This window comes from Mycobacterium sp. 012931 (assembly GCF_000419295.1).
Lineage (GTDB): Bacteria > Actinomycetota > Actinomycetes > Mycobacteriales > Mycobacteriaceae > Mycobacterium > Mycobacterium marinum.
On record NZ_AOPX01000001.1, the window covers coordinates 845,813 to 867,230 of the forward strand.

General features: G+C 66.3%; 18 protein-coding genes. 13 read left to right on the forward strand and 5 right to left on the reverse strand.

All coding sequences use genetic code 11. The features are described 5' to 3' along the window. Positions 1-4: 4 nt before the first annotated feature. Genes MMSP_RS03755 through MMSP_RS03765 form a run of 3 tightly spaced genes read right to left on the reverse strand, consistent with a single transcriptional unit; the run spans position 5 to position 2,678 of the window. Entirely contained in the window at positions 5-337 is a 333-nt protein-coding gene (locus tag MMSP_RS03755; RefSeq protein ID WP_015357650.1) for a hypothetical protein, read from the reverse strand. Next, on the reverse strand, positions 334-1,884 hold the full coding sequence (locus MMSP_RS03760) for an MBL fold metallo-hydrolase (protein WP_020785541.1): 1,551 nt from the start codon (positions 1,882-1,884) through the stop codon (positions 334-336). Before MMSP_RS03760 ends, MMSP_RS03755 begins: the two co-directional genes overlap by 4 nt. Beyond that, complete coding sequence (locus MMSP_RS03765) at positions 1,848-2,678, reverse strand: aminoglycoside phosphotransferase APH(3') (RefSeq protein WP_036426106.1); 831 nt, start codon at positions 2,676-2,678, stop codon at positions 1,848-1,850. The genes MMSP_RS03760 and MMSP_RS03765 overlap by 37 nt, the downstream gene beginning before the upstream one ends. A gap of 72 nt (positions 2,679-2,750) precedes the next feature. Between MMSP_RS03765 and MMSP_RS03770 the strand changes: the two genes are divergently transcribed. The 4 genes from MMSP_RS03770 to MMSP_RS03785 are packed head-to-tail and all read left to right on the forward strand — an operon-like array spanning position 2,751 to position 5,932. Then, a complete protein-coding gene (locus MMSP_RS03770) occupies positions 2,751-3,530 on the forward strand; it encodes a 1-acyl-sn-glycerol-3-phosphate acyltransferase (RefSeq protein WP_012396880.1) in 780 nt (259 codons plus the stop codon). Between the two features lie 3 nt (positions 3,531-3,533). Beyond that, a complete protein-coding gene (locus MMSP_RS03775) occupies positions 3,534-4,289 on the forward strand; it encodes a 1-acyl-sn-glycerol-3-phosphate acyltransferase (RefSeq protein ID WP_020785543.1) in 756 nt (251 codons plus the stop codon). Positions 4,290-4,322: 33 nt separating this feature from the next. Continuing rightward, positions 4,323-5,108, forward strand: a complete 786-nt coding sequence (locus tag MMSP_RS03780; protein WP_020785544.1) for a 1-acyl-sn-glycerol-3-phosphate acyltransferase — start codon at positions 4,323-4,325, stop codon at positions 5,106-5,108. Further along, on the forward strand, positions 5,105-5,932 hold the full coding sequence (locus MMSP_RS03785; RefSeq protein WP_049785276.1) for a Cof-type HAD-IIB family hydrolase: 828 nt from the start codon (positions 5,105-5,107) through the stop codon (positions 5,930-5,932). The genes MMSP_RS03780 and MMSP_RS03785 overlap by 4 nt, the downstream gene beginning before the upstream one ends. A 15-nt stretch (positions 5,933-5,947) precedes the next feature. Here the strand turns inward: MMSP_RS03785 and MMSP_RS03790 are convergent, their stop codons facing one another. Next, a complete protein-coding gene (locus tag MMSP_RS03790) occupies positions 5,948-7,600 on the reverse strand; it encodes an LGFP repeat-containing protein (protein ID WP_179953024.1) in 1,653 nt (550 codons plus the stop codon). Between the two features lie 173 nt (positions 7,601-7,773). Then, the gene (locus tag MMSP_RS03795) at positions 7,774-8,658 is read right to left on the reverse strand and encodes an Exported repetitive protein precursor (RefSeq protein WP_020785546.1); all 885 of its coding nucleotides are present in this window, start codon (positions 8,656-8,658) and stop codon (positions 7,774-7,776) included. Positions 8,659-8,946: 288 nt separating this feature from the next. On the opposite strand from MMSP_RS03795, the gene glf reads away from it, so the two are divergent. From glf to fadD32, 9 genes are all read left to right on the forward strand, one after another. Then, positions 8,947-10,155, forward strand: a complete 1,209-nt coding sequence (glf, locus tag MMSP_RS03800) for a UDP-galactopyranose mutase (protein WP_020785547.1) — start codon at positions 8,947-8,949, stop codon at positions 10,153-10,155. Next, on the forward strand, positions 10,152-12,050 hold the full coding sequence (locus MMSP_RS03805; RefSeq protein ID WP_020785548.1) for a glycosyltransferase: 1,899 nt from the start codon (positions 10,152-10,154) through the stop codon (positions 12,048-12,050). The genes glf and MMSP_RS03805 overlap by 4 nt, the downstream gene beginning before the upstream one ends. After that, positions 12,043-12,588, forward strand: coding sequence for a phosphatase PAP2 family protein (locus MMSP_RS03810; RefSeq protein ID WP_015357640.1), 546 nt, complete (start codon positions 12,043-12,045; stop codon positions 12,586-12,588). The genes MMSP_RS03805 and MMSP_RS03810 overlap by 8 nt, the downstream gene beginning before the upstream one ends. Continuing rightward, positions 12,585-13,493, forward strand: a complete 909-nt coding sequence (locus MMSP_RS03815) for a decaprenyl-phosphate phosphoribosyltransferase (RefSeq protein WP_011742458.1) — start codon at positions 12,585-12,587, stop codon at positions 13,491-13,493. The genes MMSP_RS03810 and MMSP_RS03815 overlap by 4 nt, the downstream gene beginning before the upstream one ends. Further along, positions 13,480-15,459 (forward strand): terminal beta-(1->2)-arabinofuranosyltransferase, encoded by a 1,980-nt coding sequence (gene aftB, locus MMSP_RS03820; protein WP_272897059.1) that lies wholly within the window; start codon positions 13,480-13,482, stop codon positions 15,457-15,459. Before MMSP_RS03815 ends, aftB begins: the two co-directional genes overlap by 14 nt. A gap of 396 nt (positions 15,460-15,855) precedes the next feature. After that, positions 15,856-16,869, forward strand: coding sequence for a diacylglycerol acyltransferase/mycolyltransferase Ag85A (gene ag85A, locus MMSP_RS03825; RefSeq protein WP_036426109.1), 1,014 nt, complete (start codon positions 15,856-15,858; stop codon positions 16,867-16,869). 175 nt (positions 16,870-17,044) lie between these two features. Beyond that, complete coding sequence (locus MMSP_RS03830) at positions 17,045-17,950, forward strand: esterase family protein (RefSeq protein ID WP_012396869.1); 906 nt, start codon at positions 17,045-17,047, stop codon at positions 17,948-17,950. A 236-nt stretch (positions 17,951-18,186) separates the two neighbouring features. Continuing rightward, positions 18,187-19,200 (forward strand): cutinase family protein, encoded by a 1,014-nt coding sequence (locus tag MMSP_RS03835; protein WP_020785552.1) that lies wholly within the window; start codon positions 18,187-18,189, stop codon positions 19,198-19,200. 316 nt (positions 19,201-19,516) lie between these two features. Beyond that, positions 19,517-21,406, forward strand: coding sequence for a long-chain-fatty-acid--AMP ligase FadD32 (gene fadD32, locus MMSP_RS03840; protein ID WP_012396868.1), 1,890 nt, complete (start codon positions 19,517-19,519; stop codon positions 21,404-21,406). Positions 21,407-21,418: the final 12 nt, after the last annotated feature.

A 21,418-nucleotide genomic window follows, 5' to 3' on the forward strand; every position in this document is an offset into this window, starting at 1 on the left:
CGGGTCAGCGCCGGTCGCTGAGCAGTTCGTCGAGCAGCGCGATGAAATCGTCTGGACGCGCCGGGGTGAAGGCCGGTTGCCAACGAGCATCGGGGATGTCGAGGGTGATCAACGTCGACTTGAGCGGCCGGTTCATGTCCATCGGCAGCCAGCGGCGCAGATCCGAGCTGCCCCAGATGCGAAAGCGATGGGTGAGCAGTCCCAGCGATTCGGCACGGTAGCCGCGGATCGTGTCCAGCGCGATGATCTTCGCGGTGCCCGACGGGAAGTGGTAGCGACGCAACGTCAGCGCGGCCCCATCGAGCTGGACCACGCCGTCGTCGTAGAACCGCATCATTTCCGCGAGCTCCGCAGCTGGTGACCGCGGGTGGTGAGGCAGCGGCCGTCCTCCAGGCGCCACTGCCACCCGTGCAGGTTGCAGGTCAACGTATCGCCTTCTACCACACCGAACTTCGATAGGTCGGCTTTGAGGTGAGGGCAGCGGCGCTGAATCTCCCAGCCGTCCAGAGTGATTGAAGCGGAGTCGTCGTGAGTCTCGGCGAACCAGCCGTCGGCGTAGGCGATCCGCTCGTCGGTGAGGCACTTGAAGAACGTGTACAGGTATTCGTTGTAACCACCCACGCGCCAGGCCTGGAAGCGGGTGGACAAGAAGATGGTGTTGACCCAGTCGGGTTCTTGATCGCGCAGTACCGTGCGCACCAGCTCCGGCGCTATGGCAAACCCGTAGCGGAACTTCTCGTTGGGAATCGGCTCGCGCACCGCCCTTTTCGGAAAGTCCAGTACGACGGTTTCGGCGCCGATGACCAGTTCCACGGGGTAACCGATACCGTCGCAGATCTCATTGCTCTGCAACATGATCGGCTCGAACAGCGCGCGCAACGGCTCCAGCAGCGGCTCGCCCTCCGCGGGGGCCCAGCTCGCCCGTTCGGCGGCGATCACCGGAGCCATCCGGTCGGCGTAATCGGCGATGTAGGCGGACTTTCCGGTGGTGAAGATGGCCTCGACGTCTTCGGTGGGCAGCGGGTGGCTCAGCGAATTCAGGGTCGATCCGGTGAAATCCGCGATCGATCCGGGAATCATCAGCAAACCGCGATCATGGCCGTGGATGCGCATCTGGTCCAGGAAGACCATCTGGTCGGGGAAGATGTTGGCCGGATCGCTGCGGTCGTCGTTGAGCTCGCGCAGCTCGGGGTCCAGAAAACACGGTGGTCCCGCCGACGGCACCACCCAGGTCGCGTCCACCTGCGCGACGTACTGGCGCGCCCGGTCCATCCCGCGCTGTCGCTTCTGGGTGCCGAACGCCTCCTTGGCCCGGGCCGGCATGTCGTAGACCATCGGGTACCAGATCGCGCCGGAGTACTGCAGCAGGTGCACATCGACGTGGCCGAACTCCGATGCCAGCATGTCCAGCTCGATCGGTCGTGCGTCATTCATATTGAAGGCGGTGGTCTCGCCGTCGGAAACCACTAGCGCGGAGTCACCGATCGGACCGTCGGCCGGCGCCCGCAGCGCGATGATCATGATGTCGAGATCGCTGCGGGGCCCGCTGAGCCGGTGCTTGACCGAGCCGGTGGTTTCGAAGAACCGGTGAAATCCCAGCTTCTCGAGTTCATTTCGCAGATCCGGCACGGGGAAGTCCGGGAGCAGCACCACCGCGTCTTTGTTGACGTGCGAACGCAGGTTCTCGGCGTCGAAGTGATCCTTGTGCAGATGCGAGACATATAGGTAGTCGCAGTCGCCGATGGCGTCCCAGTCCAGTGCGCTGTTGTCCGGAAACGGGAACCAAGAAGCAAAGTAGGCCGGGTTGACCCAGGGGTCGCACAGAATGCTGCCGGACTGGGTCTGAATCAGAAAGCCGGCGTGGCCGACGCTTGTGACCTGCACAAATACCTTCCTGCAACAGCTACTGCTGACGCATGTTCGGCGCCAAATGCAGCATCGAGCTTAGCTTGAGTCGAGATCCTCGGCCCCCACAGCCGCCGGTAGTAATCGATTCGCCGCGGGTCCGGCGCCACTCCGTAGGCGGCGAAGAACTTCGCCTCCCAACCGTGGCCGGGAAAGTTCCACTGCAACGACAACGTTGCTACCGCCAGGTCGGCCCATCGATCGGCCACGCCCAGCGTGCCGAGGTCGACGTGGCCGCAACAGTTGCCGTCCTGGGCGATCAGGGTGTTGGGTGCACACGCGTCGCCGTGGCAGACCACCAACCGATCGATCGGGGGCGGGGCGCCGACATTAGCCCGGCCCGCCGCGGTCAGCCGCGCCAGTCGGCTTTGCGCAGACCAGTCGAATGGGCACGCTCGGACCGGCAAGCGCTCGTGCAGTGTGCGCAACCCCACACCGATGGCCCGCACGGCGACATCGGGTGCGGCCACCCAGCGGGGGTGCACGGCCGAGACGCCGGGTAGCCCCGCGGTGCGTAGCCACGCCCAGTCTTGCTCGACCCCGAAGTCCAGCACCGCCGGCACGGTGAGGTGTGCTGACGCCCAGCGCAAGCGTTGCGCCTCGGCGGTGAAGTCGAAGACGCCGGTTCTGGCCACCTTGATGAACTCGGCGCCGGGGCCCACCCGGAAGGTCACACCGCCCAGTTCGTTGGCCCAGACGGCTTGCACGGGGCGCCCGGCGGCAAGCCGTCGGACAACCGGGGGCACCGCGGGAGGTGCGGCGGGGAAGGACAAAGCACTCCTCTTTCGGACTTCAAATTCGCCACTTCAACCGACCGCCGGCCGGGAGCACTAGGCTTGACTGCTGTGGAACCGGTATACGGGACGGTCATTCAGCTTGCCCGCTTGACGTGGCGCATCCAGGGGCTCCGCATCACCGTGACTGGTGTGGAGAACATACCCGTCCAGGGTGGTGCGGTCATCGCAATCAACCACACCGGATACCTCGACTTCACCTTCGGCGGGTTGCCGGCCTACCAGCAGCGGCTGGGGCGCAAGGTGCGGTTCATGGCCAAGCAGGAGGTCTTCGACCAGAAGATCACCGGTCCCATCATGCGCAAGCTGCGACACATCCCGGTGGACCGGGCCGACGGCGCCGCGTCCTATGACGCTGCGGTCCGCTTGCTCAAGGCCGGTGAGCTGGTCGGGGTCTATCCGGAGGCAACGATCAGCCGAAGTTTCGAAATCAAAGAATTCAAGTCCGGCGCCGCGCGGATGGCGCTCGAGGCTGGGGTGCCGATCGTCCCCCACATCGTCTGGGGCGCCCAGCGGATCTGGACCAAAGGCCACAAGAAGAAGCTGTTCCGCCCGAAAGTGCCGATCGTGGTGGTCGTCGGCGAACCGATCGAACCCACGCTGCCGACCGCGGAGCTGAGCAATCTGCTGCACTCCCGGATGCAGCACCTGCTCGACCAAGCGCAGGAGCAGTACGGGCCGCATCCGTCCGGGGAGTTCTGGGTGCCGCGCCGGCTGGGCGGCAGCGCGCCATCGCTGGCCGAGGCGGCGCAGATGGATGCGCAGGAGGCGGCGGAGCGGGCCGCTCGCCGTGCCCAACGAGCCCATCCCGCGGGAGCGCCGGAGCAGTAGCGCATGGCGGAGCCGACCTACCGGACCCTCGAGATCCTGGCCAAGTTGCTGGTGCTGGCCACGGGGACCCGGATCGCTTATGTCGGCGTCGAGAATGTGCCCGAGCGGGGCGGCGCGGTGATCGCGATCAATCACACCAGCTATGTCGACTGGCTTCCGGCTGCGCTGGCAATGAATCGGCGGCACCGTCGCATGAGATTCATGATCAAGGCCGAAATGCAACGAGTGAAGGTGGTCAACTTCCTGATCAAGCGCACTCGGACCATTCCGGTGGATCGCGGCGCGGGGGCGGGCGCCTATGCCCTAGCGGTGCAGCGCCTTCGCGAAGGGGAGCTGGTCGGCGTCTACCCAGAGGCGACGATCAGCCGGAGCTTCGAGCTCAAGGAGTTCAAGACCGGGGCCGCGCTGATGGCGCTGGACGCAGACGTGCCGATTGTGCCGGTTATTGTTTGGGGTGCTCAGCGGATCTGGACCAAGGGCCAGCCCAGGCACATCGGACGCGCCAAGGTTCCGATCGTCGTGCAGGTTGGCCCGCGTTTACCGGCTGCCGGTGACATTGCGCAGACCGACGCCGCCCTGCGCCAAGCGATGACCATGCTGCTGCAGGAGGCGCAACGGAGCTACCCGCAGCCAGCAGGGCAGTACTGGGTGCCGCGCCGGCTTGGCGGCACCGCGCCGACTCCGGCCGAGGCAGCTCGGCTGGACGCTGACGAGGCTGCCGCCAGGGCCGCCGGCCGGACACCGCATCAATCGCGGTAGTGGCGGCTGAAGGACAGAAGGAGGAACCGAAGGATGGCAGAGCCATTCTTCCGAATGATGGAAGTGCTTGTTCCGTCGATCGTTGCCGCTAACGGAAACAAGATCACCTACTACGGGTTGGAGAACATCCCCGACCGGGGCGGCGCGTTGATCGCCCTCAACCACACCAGCTATGTGGACTGGGTCCCTGCCTCCATTGCCGCCAAGGAACGCAAACGTCGGCTGCGGTTCATGATCAAGGCCGAGATGCAGGAGGTGAGGTCGGTCAACTATGTGATCAAGCACGCCCAGCTGATTCCCGTTGACCGCGCCGAGGGCGCCAATGTCTATGGGGTCGCCGTCCAACGACTGCGTGAGGGTGAACTGGTCGGGGTACACCCCGAGGCGACGATCAGCCGCAGCCTCGAACTACGGGAATTCAAGACCGGGGCGGCCCGGATGGCGCTCGAGGCTCAGGTACCGATAGTTCCGATGATCGTCTGGGGCGCGCAGCGGATTTGGCCGAAGGGTCACCCCAAGAATCTGTTCCGCAACAAGGTTCCGATCAGTGTGGCCATTGGGCCCGGGCTGCCGCCGGCGGGCGATCCGACGGAACTCAACGCCACGCTGCGGCAAGCGATGGAATCGATGCTGCACTGGGTGCAGGAGCAGTACCCTCACCCCGAAGGGGAATTCTGGGTGCCACAGCGGCTGGGCGGCGGCGCGCCCGGTCCAGAGCAGTCCAGCCAATTCCGCATCGCGGAGTTGGCCGAACGCGCCCGCAAGCGCGGATATGACGGCGTTACCTCACGCAGTTCCAGCGAAGGCGGACCACACTGACCACACCGGAGAGCCGGCCGGCGCTCATCGCCTGCGACGTCGACGGCACCTTGTTAAACGATGATGAACACGTCTCCGGACGCACCCGCGATGCGGTGCGCGCCGCGGTTGCCGGCGGCGCGACCTTCATTCTGGCCACCGGCCGGCCGCCGCGCTGGGTACGGCCGGTCGTCGAAGAACTCGGGTTCACGCCGATGGCGGTGTGCGCCAATGGCGCCGTCATCTACGATCCCGCGACCGACCGGGTGGTGTCGGCGCACACCCTCTCGGTTGAGGCGCTGGCCACGTTGGCGGAGGTTTCCAGTCGGGTAATTCCCGGGTCTGGGTTGGCGGTCGAGCGAATCGGCGAGCGAGCCCACGACACGGCGACCCCACAGTTCGTCAGCTCGCCCGGCTACGAGCACGCCTGGCTCAACCCGGACAACACCGAGGTGTCGATCGAAGACCTGCTCAGTGCCCCGGCGATCAAGCTGCTGATCCGCAAGGCCGGTGCCGCCAGCGCGGACATGGCGGCCGAACTGGCCAAGCACGTGGGCATCGAGGGCGACATCACCTACTCGACCAACAACGGGCTGGTCGAAATCGTGCCGCTGGGCATCAGCAAGGCCACCGGTGTGCGCGACGTCGCGGCGCCCTTGGGCATTGCCGATACGGACGTGGTGGCGTTCGGCGATATGCCCAACGATGTGCCGATGCTGTTGCGGGCCGGTTTGGGTGTGGCGATGGGCAATGCCCATCCCGACGCGTTGGCCGCCGCGAACGAGGTCACCGCCCCCAACAGTGAGGACGGTGTCGCCAAGGTGCTCGAGCGCTGGTGGTTCTGAGCGCGTCGCCGCGCCTCAGGGAATGATCGGGTGGATTGGTAGCGAGAAGTGCTCGGGTGGCACCATCGGCCCGCTCGGGGGTTTGGTCGCCAGCGGTGTGGTGATCCCGTTGACGACCTCGGAGACGTTGCCGGTGAGCCGTTGGAAGTTCAACACACCGTGCTGGAAGTTCTGCGTAATCCGCAGCGGCTCCTGTATCTCGGCGCTGGTCGGCAATCCGAGCGGGCCGCGTTCGTAGCTCAGCGAGGCCCACGCGTCATAGATCGCGCCGGTCACCGGTTGGGCGCCGGTGGTCGGTGACCAGTACATCGCGCCCTTGGCGAAGGTGGCGTAGCGCGCGCCGTCGGCCCCGTCCGCTTCCGGAGATGTCGGTGCCCCCAGCACGCTGTTCATCGCGCCCAGCTCCTGCCAGCGCTGGTAGATCGCGCCGCCCTCCAAGGACTTGAGCAGCTCCTCCGGCGGGTCGTTGAAATGGGATGCGATTTCGCGGATCTCGTCCATCAGGGCGTAGGCGGCGTTGCCGGGACAATCGGTGTTGCCGACGTCGCGATGGGTGAAGATGGCCGGCAGTTTCGCGATGGCGCCGCCGGGAACGGTGGTGTACGAACTGCCCGTGGACTCCAGCTCCACCATGCTCTTGGGGTCGACTTCGGCGATGCCCAGCCGCCACCCCAGCAGTCGTCCGACGGCACGGATCTGCAGCGGCGTGGGCGCCACGTCATCGAAATTGCCGATCATCGCGACACCCCAGGTGTCACGGTTGAATCCGCCGGTGTGGAACCCTTCGACCGGTTTGGTGAGCCCGCCGGCACTGCCCTCGAAGATCTGACCGTACTTGTCGACCAGCGCGTTGTAGGCGATGTCGCACCAGCCCAGCGTCTTGCTGTGATACGTGTAGATCGCCTTGACGATGCCCGCCGATTCCAACGGGGAATAGTCGTTGCTGCCCGCCGTGTGATGGACCACCGCGGCGCGTACCGCCCGGTCGTATTCCGGGCTCTCACAGCGCAACGCTTCGTCCGCTCCCCAATCCGCGCGGCTGATGATGGGGGGCGCCTGGCCAGGCATGGTGACCCCGGTGGGCGGGGTCCAGTGGGTGCCGGCCGGGGCCTGCGGCGGGGAGATGAGCACCGCCGAAATGTTCTGCCCGAACGGCAGCTCCTTGGTGGCCGGACGGTAACCAAGGTCAACGGGCTCGGGTTCGCCGGTGGGTGGCGGCTGAGTCACCGGGGCGTCGATCGGGCGGGTGACCGCGATCTCGACCGTGTTGGTGGTGCCCACGAAGACCGGTTCGGTGCTACGCGGTCGCTCCGAGGTCCCCGCCGTTGCCGGTGCCCCGGCGCCTTGCTCGTCGGGCGTGGCGGTTTCGTACTCCGCCTGGTACCACGGCCCCCACGAACCATCCGACTGCCTGGCCCTCATCCGTGCTGAGGTGCCGACCAGATCCCCGGTCAGCGCCACTAGGGAGAACGGCTCGTCCTGGGTGAGTTGGCGCACCGTTACGCCGCCGCCGAGGCCGACCAGCGGCTGCTCGACCAGCCGGGTGTCCTGAGCCGACGGCTGCTCGTGGGTGCTGGGAGGGGGACGGGTCAGCACCCACGAGACGATGACGACCGTCGCCGCGATGGCGGTGAGCAGCATGGTCGGTGCGCGACTGCGGGACGGCACCAAAGGGATGTTACTTGTGTGTCTGATGTTTCTTGTGAGGCAACACGGGGTAATGGGCCGAAAACCTGTCGACGACACCGCAGAGGATAAGTAGCTGGGGGGTGGGTTCGGGTCCAGCGTGACTCTGCGGTGTCGTCAAGTGACAGGTTCTGGGGCCTTTCGCTAGGTGCCGATTAGATCGGCGGTACCGCGGCTGCGGCAGCCGCCGCAGCCGGTGCGACTGCCGCAGGTGCGGCCGCCGCGGGTGCCGCTGCCGCGGCGGGTAGTTCGGGCACCGCCGCTGCGGCCGCCGGCGCGGCTGCGCCACCGTTTTGGACGGCCTGCATGATCGAAGGCATCAGCACGCCCTTGAGCAGGTCGATGGCCTGGCCTGCGCCCAGCTGGTTGGCGGCCTGCATCACGTCGTTGAGGATTCCGCCGCCGCCGGTGCTGCCGCCCAGGCCGCTGCCGCCCAGGGATGAGGTCCCCGGCCCGTATCCCAGGCTGGGGTCACCCAGGATCGGATAGGTGCCGTCCATCCCGGGGTCCAGGCCGACCGGCGTCGTGATGGGAATCTCGTTGGTGCCACCAAGTGACGGGTCCAGGCCAGTCGGACTGGTCAAGCCGGGTGCCAAGCCGGTCGGGCTGGTCAACGCCGGATTGGTGAGTGCGGGGTTGACGGCGGCGCCCGGTGTCGGGGGCAGCGTCGTGCCCGTCAGGGCCAAGTCTCCCGGCATTCCCGGCGTCAGACCCGGGGTGGTCAGGCCTGGGCTGGTGAGACCCGGGCTGGTCAAGCCGGGGCTGGTCAACCCCGGGCTCATGCCGGTGCCGGTACCGCCGGTGAGGCTGGGCACTGGAGGCAGATTGATCCCGAACGAGGACAAACCCTGCGACAGCGCGGTCATCAACTCGGTGGGCAGGTCGGCCACGCTGGCCGCCCGCACAAACTCGTGGTGTTCGGTCGGCTTGGTCTCGGTGGTCGATTCGTAAACAAGAAAGTATGCACATGGACTCGCAACTGCCAGGGCGGCGACCGCGCTCATGGCTGTCGAGAGCTTGCGTCGGCGTCGATTCGGCACGGAAGTCTCCTCAATCTGGACTATGTGTAGCGTCGGTTCGCGCCGGCTGTCCTCGGCGGCTCGAACCCACACGCTCGATGGTACGAGTGAGGTTGGTGAGACTAATGTGGTTATATCGAATCGTGAGGCAATCGCTACCTAAGGTGGCATCTTCGGCCCATCGGGGTCATCGGACCCGCTTTAGACCTGCTTAGGGCCTGCTTGGGTTGTCGAAAGCCGGTGCAACCCTGACCTTGTCGTCCTGCCAAATCGGGTTTTCGCAGGAAGGTCGGATACCCTAGGCAACCGATGACCGAACGCTTTGACCTCTTCGTCGTCGGCTCCGGATTTTTCGGCCTGACGATCGCCGAGCGCGTGGCTACCCAACTCGGCAAGCGTGTCCTGGTTGTCGAGCGGCGCCCGCACATCGGCGGTAATGCATATTCCGAACCCGAGCCGCAGACCGGTATCGAAGTCCACAAGTACGGTGCGCACCTGTTTCACACCTCCAATAAGAAGGTGTGGGACTACGTGGGGCAGTTCACCGACTTCACCGACTATCGCCACCGGGTGTTCGCGATGCACAACGGGCAGGCCTATCAGTTCCCGATGGGGCTGGGTCTGGTCTCGCAGTTCTTCGGCAAGTACTGCAGTCCCGCCGAAGCGCGCCAACTCATCGCCGAGCAGGCCGCCGAGATCGATACCGCCGACGCCCAGAATCTCGAGGAGAAAGCCATCTCCCTGATCGGGCGCCCGCTGTATGAGGCGTTCGTCAAGGGGTACACCGCCAAACAGTGGCAGACCGACCCGAAGCAGCTGCCGGCGGCGAACATCACCCGCCTGCCGGTGCGCTACACCTTCGACAACCGGTACTTCAGTGACACCTACGAGGGATTGCCCGTCGACGGCTACACCGCGTGGCTGCAGAACATGGCCGCCGACGACCGCATCGAGGTCCGGCTCGACACCGACTGGTTCGACGTCCGCGACGAGTTGCGCGCGGCCAACCCCGAGGCTCCCGTCGTATACACCGGCCCGCTAGACCGCTACTTCGACTACGCCGAAGGCCGGCTGGGCTGGCGCACCCTGGACTTCGACGTGGAAGTGCTGCCGATCGGAGACTTCCAGGGCACGTCGGTGATGAACTACAACGATCTCGACGTCCCCTACACCCGCATCCACGAATTCCGCCACTTCCATCCCGAGCGCGAATACCCGTCGGACCAGACGGTGATCATGCGCGAGTATTCCCGGTTCGCCGAAGACGAGGACGAGCCCTACTATCCGATCAACACCGAGGCCGACCGCGCCCTGTTGGCCGCCTACCGGACCCGGGCGAAGTCCGAGACCGCGTCATCGAAGGTTCTGTTCGGCGGGCGCTTGGGCACCTATCAATATCTGGATATGCATATGGCCATTGCCAGCGCTTTGAGCATGTATGACAACGTCCTCGCGTCGCACCTGCGCGACGGTAGACCGCTGGCGGAACCGCCGGCCGAGGAGAGTGCGCGCGGATGAGTGCCGTAAGCCTTTTGTCCCGAGTCATCCTGCCGCGTCCGGGCGAACCGCTCGACGTGCGCAAGCTGTACCTCGAGGAGTCGACCACCAACGCTCGGCGCGCGCATGCGACCAGCCGGACCTCGCTGCAGATCGGTCCGGAATCCGAGGTCTCCTTCGCCACCTACTTCAATGCGTTTCCGGCCAGCTACTGGCGACGCTGGTCGATCTGTAAGTCCGTGGTGCTGCGCGTCGAGTTGTCCGGTGCCGGGCGCGTCGACGTCTACCGGACCAAGGCCACCGGAGCGCGCATCTTCGTCGAAGGGCGCGCATTTGCCGGTGATGAGGACAAGCCGGCCGTGCTCGAGATCGAGGTGGCGCTGACGCCGTTTGAAGACGGCGGCTGGATCTGGTTCGACATCACCACCGACACCGCGGTGACCTTGCTCAACGCGGGCTGGTACGCGGCCGAGCCCGCGCCGGGAACGGCCAACATCGCGGTCGGCATCCCGACGTTCAACCGCCCCGCGGACTGTGCCAACGCGTTACGCGAACTCACCGCGGACCCCTTGGTGGACGAGGTCGTCGGCGCGGTGATCGTGCCGGACCAAGGCACCCGCAAAGTGCGCGATCACCCGGACTTCCCGGCCGCCGCAGCCCGCTTGGGCGACCGGCTCTCCATCCATGACCAGCCCAACCTGGGCGGTTCCGGTGGCTACAGCAGGGTCATGTACGAGGCGCTGAAGAACACCGACTGCCAGCAGATCTTGTTCATGGATGACGACATCCGCATCGAGCCGGACTCGATCCTGCGGGTGCTGGCGATGCACCGCTTCGCCAAGAGCCCGATGCTGGTGGGTGGGCAGATGCTCAACCTGCAGGAGCCGTCACACCTGCACATCATGGGCGAAGTGGTGAACCGGGCGAACTTCAGGTGGACCGCGGCCTCGCACGCCGAGTATGACCACGACTTCGCCGAATACCCGTTGAACGACAACGAAGACAAGAGCAAGCTGCTGCACCGGCGCATCGACGTCGACTACAACGGCTGGTGGACCTGCATGATCCCGCGGCAGGTGGCCGAGGAGCTGGGCCAGCCACTGCCGTTGTTCATCAAATGGGACGACGCGGACTACGGGCTACGGGCCGCCGAACACGGTTACCCCACCGTCACCCTGCCGGGGGCGGCGGTGTGGCACATGGCTTGGAGCGACAAGGACGATGCCATCGACTGGCAGGCCTATTTCCATCTGCGCAACCGGCTGGTGGTCGCGGCCATGCACTGGGACGGTGACGTCACCGGACTGGTCCGCAGTCACCTCAAGGCGACGCTGAAACACCTCGCTTGCCTCGAGTATTCGACGGTGGAGATCCAGAACAAGGCCATCGACGACTTCCTCGCCGGCCCCGAACACATCTTCTCGATCCTGGAATCGGCGCTGCCGGAAGTGCACCGCATTCGCAAGTCCTACCCGGATGCGGTGGTGCTGCCCGCGGCCAGTGAGCTGCCCCCGCCATTGCACAAGAACATCGTGAACAAGCCCCCCACCAACCCGGTGACGATCGGCTACCGGTTGGCCCGCGGCATCTTGCACAACCTCAAGACCGCCGACCCGGCCCACCATGGCCGCCCGGAATTCAACGTGCCGACCCAAGACGCCCGCTGGTTCCGGCTGTGCACGGTCGACGGCGTCACCGTGACGACGGCCGACGGGTGTGGCGTGGTCTATCGGCAGCGCGACCGGGCCAAGATGCTCTCACTGCTGTGGCAGTCGCTGCGCCGTCAGCGGGAGCTGTCCAAGCGATTCGACGAGATGCGCAGGACCTACCGCAACGCGTTGCCGGTGCTGTCGAGCAAGCAGAAATGGGAGACGGCGCTGCTGCCGGCGACGAGCCACGAGCCCGAGCATGCCTGAACCGGCGCCACCGCGCGGTGAAGCCGCGGCGATCGTCGCGGTTCAGTCGGCACTGGCTGATCGCCCCGGGGTGCTGGGCACGGCGCGCGGGCTCTCCCACTTCGGCGAGCACAGCGTGGGCTGGCTGCTGGTGTCGGCGCTGGGCGCGATGCTGTTCCCGAGCCGGCGCCGGGAGTGGGTGGTCGCGGGGGCCGGCACCTTCGTCGCGCACGCCGCCGCCGTGGTGATCAAGCGGGTGGTGCGGCGCAAACGGCCCCATGACCCGGCCGTGACGGTCAACGTCGGCACGCCCAGCAAGCTGAGTTTCCCGTCCGCGCACGCCACCTCGACGGCCGCCGCGGCCATCCTGCTCAGCAGGGCGGCCGGGGTGTCCGAAGCTGCGGGCGCGGCGGTGTTGGTGCCGCCGATGGCCCTGTCTCGAATACTGCTGGGGGTGCACTATCCCAGCGACGTGGCCGCCGGCGTCGCCGTGGGTGCCAGCGTCGCGGCCATCGCCGCGCGACTCGACAAGGTCTCGACAAAAGGTATGTCGCTATGAGCGAAGACGTGGTGACCGGACCCCCGACCAACCTGGTGGCCGGTGTGGTCAAGGCGATGCGCCCACGTCAGTGGGTGAAGAACGTGCTCGTGCTGGCCGCCCCGCTGGCCGCGGCGGGCCGCGGGGTCCGGTACGGCTACGCGGAAGTGCTGTTCGAGGTCTTGGTGGCCTTCGTGGTGTTCAGCCTGGCCGCCTCGGCCATCTATCTGATCAACGACGTGCGAGACGTCGAGGCGGATCGGGAGCACCCCACCAAGAGGTTTCGCCCCATCGCCGCCGGCGTGGTGCCCGAATGGCTGGCGTACACGTTGGCGGTGGCGCTGGGCGTGACGTCACTGGGGCTGGCCTGGTGGTTGACCCCGAGCCTGGCCGTGGTGATGGTCGTTTACCTCGCCATGCAGTTGGGCTACTGCTTCGGCCTCAAGCACCAAGCGGTGATCGACATCTGTATCGTGTCATCGGCGTATTTGATCCGCGCCATCGCCGGCGGCGCGGCCACCGACATCCGGTTGTCGCAGTGGTTCCTGCTGACGGCGGCGTTCGGGTCGCTGTTCATGGTGGCCGGCAAGCGTTACGCCGAGCTGCAGCTCGCCGAGCGCACCGGTGCGGCGATCCGCAAGTCGCTGGAAAGCTATACGAGTACCTATCTGCGGTTCGTCTGGACGTTGTCGGCCACCGCCGTGGTGGTGTGTTACGGGCTGTGGGCGTTCGAGCGGGACAACTACTCGGGATCCTGGTTCGCGGCGTCGATGGTGCCGTTCACCATCGCCATCCTGCGCTACGCGGTCGATGTCGACGGGGGATTGGCCGGGGAGCCCGAGGAGATCGCCCTGCGGGACCGGGTGTTGCAGCTGTTGGCGCTGGCGTGGATAGGAACAGTTGGGGCCGCTGTTGCCTTCGGCTAGCTCCAGACTCAAGGCCCTGCAGGCCGGTGCGCTGGCACGGCGGCCAGTGCTGCGGCCAATCAGGTGGCCGGCGTTTCCGTATGACCCCTGGGTCCGGATCAGCCTGTGGATCGGTGTGGCGATCATTGCCCTGCTGTTCGGGTGGGGAGCCTGGCAACGACGCTGGATCGCCGATGACGGACTCATCGTGCTGCGCACGGTGCGCAATCTGTTGGCCGGCAACGGGCCGGTGTTCAACATGGGCGAACGGGTGGAGGCCAACACCTCGACGGTGTGGACCTATCTGCTCTACGCGGCGAGCTGGGTCGGCGGGCCGATGCGGCTCGAGTACGTCGCGCTGGCGGTAGCGCTGACGCTGTCGGTGCTGGGTGTGGTGCTGGTGATGCTGGGCGCCGGCCGGCTGTATGCGCCGAGCCTGCGCGGCCGTCGGGCGATCATGTTGCCCGCGGGGGCGCTGGTTTACATCGCGGTACCCCCGGCGCGTGACTTCGCGACGTCCGGCCTGGAAAGCGGTCTGGTGCTGGCCTACCTGGGACTGCTGTGGTGGATGATGGTCTGCTGGTCGCAGCCGCTGCGGGGTCGCTCGGACAACCCGGTCTTCATCGGCCTGCTGGCCTTCGTCGCCGGATGCAGTGTGCTGGTGCGCCCGGAGCTGGCGCTGATCGGTGGGCTGGCCCTGATCATGATGCTGATCGCGGCCCGCAGTTGGCGTCGTCGCGGGTTGATCGTGCTCGCCGGTGGGTTGCTGCCGGTGGCCTACCAGATCTTCCGGATGGGCTACTACGGCTTGCTGGTTCCCGGCACGGCGCTGGCCAAAGACGCCGCGAGGGACAAATGGTCGCAGGGCATGGTCTACCTGACGAACTTCAACCGGCCGTATGCGCTTTGGCTGCCGCTGGTGCTGGTGGTGCCGCTGGGAGTGGTCGTGATGTTCGCGCGGCGGCGGCCCGCGTTCCTGCGCCCGGTGCTGGCACCCGATTACGGACGGTTTGCCCGCGCGGTGCAGAGCCCGACCGCGGTGGTGGTCTTCATGGCCGGCAGTGGCGTACTGCAGGCGCTGTACTGGATTCGCCAGGGTGGCGACTTCATGCATGGCCGGGTGCTGTTGGCGCCGCTGTTCTGCGTGCTGGCGCCCGTCGCCGTCATTCCCCTGGTCGTGCCCGATGGCAAGGACTATTCGCGTGAGACCGGCTACTGGGTGGCCGGTGCCGTCAGCGTGCTGTGGTTGGGCGTTGCGGGCTGGTCACTGTGGGCGGCGAATTCGCCGGGGATGGGTGACGACGCCACCCACGTCAGCTATTCGGGGATCGTCGATGAGCGCCGTTTCTACGCTCAGGCCACCGGGCACGCGCACCCGCTGACCGCCGCCGACTACCTCGACTACCCGCGGATGGCCGCCATTCTGACGGCGCTCAACAACACCCCGGACGGGGCGTTGCTGTTGCCGTCGGGCAATTACACCCAGTGGGATCTGGTGCCGATGATCAAGCCCGGATCGGCCCCCGGCATCCCGGCCAGCGAAAAGCCGCAGCACACGGTGTTTTTCACCAACTTGGGCATGGTTGGCATGAACGTCGGGCTCGACGTCCGGGTGCTGGACCAGATCGGTCTGGCAAACCCGCTGGCCGCGCACACCGGGCGGCTCGAGCATGGCCGTATCGGCCACGACAAGAACCTGTTCCCGGACTGGGTGATCGCCGACGGTCCGTGGGTGAAGTGGTATCCGGGTGTCCCCGCCTACCTCGATCAGCAGTGGGTCGCGCAGGCCGAGGCCGCCCTGCGATGCCCCGCCACCCAGGCGGTGCTGAACTCGGTGCGGGCACCGATGAGCCTGCACCGGTTCGTGTCCAACGTGGTGCACTCGTTTGAGTTCACCCGGTACCGGATCAACCGGGTGCCGCTGTATGAGCTGGTCAGGTGTGGCCTCGAGGTGCCCGACGTCCCGCCCGCCCCGCCTCGGGAATGAGCAAGTCGGTAGTGGCGCCGGACCGTTTTGGGGGTGCCGCTGCGCGGCGCAATATTCGGTTTGGTAAATATTTGGGTCGGATTCGATCGCACCGCACGCCGGGGCTGACCCTGGTTTGATCGGATACTGACAGAAACATCACATTTGATCTGTCACCCGCGCGCACGGAACCGCGGGCACGTGCGAAAACGCAACGTTGCGGTGGCGGGCGGGTCCGAAAAATCGGTCCGGATCCCCGCTGGGTAACGAACTGCGCGCCGTCTTCGATGAGAGGATCGGCCCAAAGATGTGGTTGACTACACGGGCACTGCGGCCCAGCGCGCGCAGTCTGACCTAGTTGAGGATGCGCCCGATCTAACCGGATGCGCCTAAATGAATGAGGATGAGGAAGCAAGGATGAAGCTTGTTGACAGGTTTCGTGGCGCCGTGACGGGTACGTCGCGCCGACTCATGGTGGGAGCCGTTGGCGCGGCCCTGCTATCGGGTCTGGTCGGCTTCGTCGGCGGCTCGGCGACCGCGAGTGCGTTTTCGCGGCCGGGCCTGCCGGTGGAATACCTGCAGGTGCCCTCGGTGGCGATGGGCCGCAACATCAAGGTCCAGTTCCAAAGCGGTGGCGCCAACTCTCCGGCGCTGTACCTGCTGGACGGCATGCGTGCGCAGGACGACTTCAGCGGTTGGGACATCAACACCCCCGCGTTCGAGTGGTACTACCAGTCGGGCATCTCGGTCGCCATGCCGGTCGGTGGCCAGTCCAGCTTCTACTCGGATTGGTACAACCCGGCTTGCGGTAAGGCTGGCTGCACCACTTACAAGTGGGAGACCTTCCTGACCAGCGAGCTGCCGCAGTACCTGTCGGCCAACAACGGTGTCAAGCCCACCGGCAGCGGCGTGGTTGGTCTGTCGATGGCGGGTTCGTCGGCCCTGATCCTGGCGGCCTACCACCCCGACCAGTTCGTGTACTCCGGCTCGCTGTCGGCACTGCTGGACCCGTCGCAGGGCATGGGCCCGTCGCTGATCGGCCTGGCCATGGGTGACGCGGGCGGCTACAAGGCTTCCGACATGTGGGGCCCGAAGGACGACCCGGCCTGGGCGCGTAACGACCCGATGCTTCAGGTCGGCAAGCTGGTTGCCAACAACACCCGGATCTGGATGTACTGCGGTAGCGGCAAGCCGTCTGACCTGGGTGGCGACAACCTGCCCGCGAAGTTCCTGGAGGGCTTCGTCCGGACCAGCAACATGAAGTTCCAGGCCGCGTACAACGCTGCCGGTGGCCACAACGCCGTGTGGAACTTCGACGACAACGGCACGCACAGCTGGGAGTACTGGGGTGCGCAGCTCAACGCTATGAAGCTTGACCTGCAGCACACGCTGGGTGCGACACCCAACACCGGTGACACCCAGGGCGCCTAGTACCAAGCGCTCGGCGTACTAACAGAACAGCGATTAACGGCGGCGGCCCTCAGGGGTCGCCGCCGTTAATCATTTCTGGCGTTATCTCCCCTTTATCCGGTCGTAGCCGGTGTGGTTAGCTACGTGCGGGCCGGGCCTTGCTGTGAGCACGCAGCGATACACGATGGAGGTGGACATGAGGGGTGTGTCAGTGGTGATACGGCTGCTCTGCGTTGCCGTGCTGTCAGTCACGTTGGGCGGTATCACGGTGGCCACGGGATCCACCGGAAAGGCCAACGCCGCTCCGTACGAGACCCTGATGGTCCCCTCGGGCGCAATGGGCCGAGACATCCCGGTGGCTTTCCTGGCCGGCGGGCCGCACGCGGCCTACCTTCTCGACGCCTTCAACGCCGGCCCCGATGTCAGCAACTGGGTCACCGCGGGTAACGCGATGAACACCCTCGGCGGCAAAGGAATCTCGGTGGTCGCGCCGGCGGGCGGCGCGTTCAGCATGTACACCGACTGGGAACAGGACGGCAGCAAGCAGTGGGACACCTTCCTCTCCAGTGAGCTGCCCGATTGGCTGGCTGCCAACAAGGGCCTGGCGCCCGGCGGCCACGCCGCGGTCGGTGCGTCCCAGGGCGGCTACGGCGCGATGGCGCTGGCCGCATTCCACCCCGACCGGTTCGGTTTCGCCGGATCGCTGTCCGGGTTCTTGTACCCGTCGAGCACCACCACCAACGGGGCGATCCTGGCCGGGATGCAGCAATTCGGCGGAGTGGATGGCAACGGCATGTGGGGTGCCCCACAGTTGGGTCGGTGGAAGTGGCACGACCCGTGGGTCCACGCCGCCCTGCTGGCGCAGAACAACACCCGAGTGTGGGTGTGGAGTCCGACCAACCCGGGCGCCAGTGATCCCGCGGCCATGATCGGCCAGGCCGGTGCGGCAATGGGCGACAGCCGGTCGTTCTACCAGCAGTATCGCAACGTTGGCGGGCACAACGGCCACTTTGATTTCCCGGGCGGCGGCGACAACGGCTGGGGCTCTTGGTCAGCGCAGCTGGGTGCGATGTCTGGTGATATCGTCGGCGCAATCCGCTAGCCGGCCGGCGTACGACCTCGGCTGACGGCGCTGCTCCGACACCCGCTGTATCTGTCAGCCGGGAAGTAACCCCGTGGTGAGCCGGTACCGTGTATGGAGTGCAGCTAAGGGCGGTACCGCCGCGTCAATACGCGGTGCGGGTGAGTTCGGGTGGCTCGGGTGGTGAGCGGGCGCGACACCGCCGCCCCCAGCACCTGTACCCACACTGATAAGTACCTACCCTGCAGCAGGAGAACATGGCCACGAACTCCCGGCGGAGACGCCGACACCGGATCCTTGCCTGGGTCGCCGCGGGTGCGATGGCATCGGTGGTGGCGTTGGTCATCGTGGCCGGGGTGATCCTGCTGCGCCATTCCGAAACCCCGCCGAGCGCGGTACCGCCGGGCATCTTGACTCCGGCGCCCACCACCCCCCACCCGCGCAAGCCCCGGCCGGCATTCCAGGATGCGTCGTGCCCCGACGTGCAGTTGATCGCGGTTCCGGGCACCTGGGAGTCATCGCCCCAGGATGACCCGCTCAACCCGCTGACGTTCCCCAAAGCGTTGCTGCTCAAGGTCACCGGGCCGATCTCCACGGACTTCCCCGAATCCCGGGTGCAGACCTACACGGTTCCCTACACCGCGCAGTTCCACAATCCGTTGAGTGCCGACGGCAAGATGTCCTATAACGACAGCCGGGCCGAAGGCGCCCGCGCGATGGTCGCGGAAATGACGGACATGAACAACAGGTGCCCCCTGACCAGCTACGTACTGGTCGGGTTTTCCCAGGGCGCAGTGATCGCCGGCGACGTGGCCAGCGATATCGGCAACGGCCGCGGACCCGTCGACGAAGACTTGGTGCTGGGTGTGACGCTGATTGCCGACGGGCGCCGGCAGCCCGGGGTGGGCAACGACATCCCGCCCAGCCCGCCGGGCGAAGGCGCCGAAATCACCCTGCACGAGGTGCCGGTGCTGTCCGGGCTCGGATTGACCATGACCGGCCCCCGGCCCGGCGGATTCGGTGCGCTCGATGACCGGACCAACGAAATCTGCGCCGAGGGCGACCTGATCTGCGCCGCCCCGCAAGAAGCTTTCAGCCCCGCCAACCTGCCGACCACCCTGAACACCCTGGCCGGCGGAGCGGGTCAGCCGGTTCACGCGATGTATGCCACCCCGGACTTCTGGAGCTCCGATGGGGAGCCGGCTACCGAGTGGACGCTGAACTGGGCCCATGAACTCATCGACAAGGCACCGCATCCCAAACACGGGTGATCGAGTCCCGGTAGTAGCGATCGGCGACCGCCAGCGGGCCTCGCCAGGGGGACACAGCGACTCGCTCGCGATGGCAGGCGCAAACAGCGGTACCTTGTGATTTGGTCTGTCGCGCCCTGCCCCTTAACGTTAAGAGAAATTTAAGAGCATGTGGAAGGCCGCATCGGGTCGAAGCTGGCACCGTCGCGCGAGCTGTGGCTCGCGCGCGCCGCTCGAGGGCTGGTCCGCGCACAGATGTAAAACGTCGGCCCAGCCGACCGAAATGTAACCCCGTCGGCGTAGCCGACTGAGCAGTGTTGTGACAGGAGAGGGCCCCATGGCGTACCACAACCCGTTCATCGTGAATGGAAAGATCAGGTTCCCGGAGAACACGAACCTGGTTCGTCACGTCGAGAAATGGGCACGGGTTCGTGGTGACAAGCTGGCCTACCGCTTCTTGGACTTCTCCACCGAGCGCGACGGTGTCGAGCGCGACATCTTGTGGTCGGAGTTCAGCGCCCGCAACCGCGCCGTCGGTGCGCGGCTGCAGCAGGTGACTCAGCCGGGTGACCGCATCGCGATCCTGTGCCCGCAGAACCTGGACTACCTCATCTCGTTCTTCGGTGCGCTCTACTCCGGCCGGATCGCGGTGCCGCTGTTCGACCCGGCCGAGCCGGGCCACGTCGGCCGCCTGCACGCCGTGCTCGACGACTGCACGCCGTCGACCATCCTGACCACCACCGACTCCGCCGAGGGCGTGCGGAAGTTCATCCGCAGCCGGTCGGCCAAAGAGCGGCCCCGCGTGATCGCGGTCGACGCGGTGCCAACCGAGGTCGCCTCCACCTGGCAGCAACCCGAAGCCAACGAGTTGACCACCGCCTACCTGCAGTACACCTCCGGCTCCACCCGCGTCCCCTCTGGCGTGCAGATCACCCACCTGAACCTGCCCACCAACGTGCTGCAGGTGCTCAACGCGCTGGAAGGCCAGGAAGGTGACCGCGGGGTCAGCTGGCTGCCGTTCTTCCACGATATGGGCCTGATCACGGTGCTGTTGGCGTCGGTGCTCGGGCACAGCTTCACCTTCATGACGCCGGCCGCGTTCGTGCGCCGGCCCGGGCGCTGGATCCGTGAGCTCGCCCGCAAACCGGGCGAGACCGGCGGCACCTTCTCGGCCGCGCCGAACTTTGCGTTCGAGCACGCCGCGATGCGCGGTGTGCCCCGCGACGACGAACCGCCACTGGACCTGAGCAACGTCAAGGGCATCCTGAACGGCAGCGAGCCGGTGTCGCCGGCTTCGATGCGCAAGTTCTTCAAGGCGTTCGAGCCCTACGGCCTGCGCGAGACCGCGGTCAAGCCGTCCTACGGTTTGGCCGAGGCCACCCTGTTCGTCTCCACCACACCGATGGACGAGGTGCCGACGGTCATTCACGTCGACCGCGACGAGCTGAACAAACAGCGCTTCGTCGAGGTTGCCGCCGACGCGCCAAACGCCGTCGCGCAGGTTTCGGCGGGCAAGGTCGGTGTCGATGAATGGGCGGTCATCGTCGACACCGAGACGGCCAGTGAGCTCCCGGACGGCCAGATCGGTGAGATCTGGTTGCACGGCAACAACCTGGGGATCGGCTACTGGGGCAAGGAAGAAGAATCCGCCCAGACCTTCCGCAACATCCTCAAGTCGCGGGTTCCCGAGTCGCATGCCGAGGGCGCTCCCGACGATGGCTTGTGGGTGCGCACCGGCGACTACGGGACCTACTTCAAGGGCCACCTCTACATCGCCGGCCGGATCAAGGACCTGGTCATCATCGACGGTCGTAACCACTACCCGCAGGACCTCGAATACACGGCGCAAGAATCCACCAAGGCGCTGCGGGTCGGGTACGTCGCGGCCTTCTCCGTGCCGGCCAACCAATTGCCGCAGAAGGTCTTCGACGACCCGCATGCCGGACTGAGCTTCGACCCCGAGGACACCTCCGAGCAGTTGGTGATCGTCGGCGAACGCGCCGCGGGTACCCACAAGCTCGAGTACCAGCCGATCGCCGATGACATTCGGGCGGCCATCGCCGTCGGGCACGGAGTGACCGTGCGGGACGTGCTGTTGGTGTCGGCCGGGACCATTCCTCGGACTTCGAGTGGCAAGATCGGCCGCCGCGCCTGCCGCACCGCCTACATCGACGGCAGCCTGCGCAGCGGCGTCAGCTCCCCGACAGTCTTCGCCACCGGATCGTAAGCAAGCGTAAGC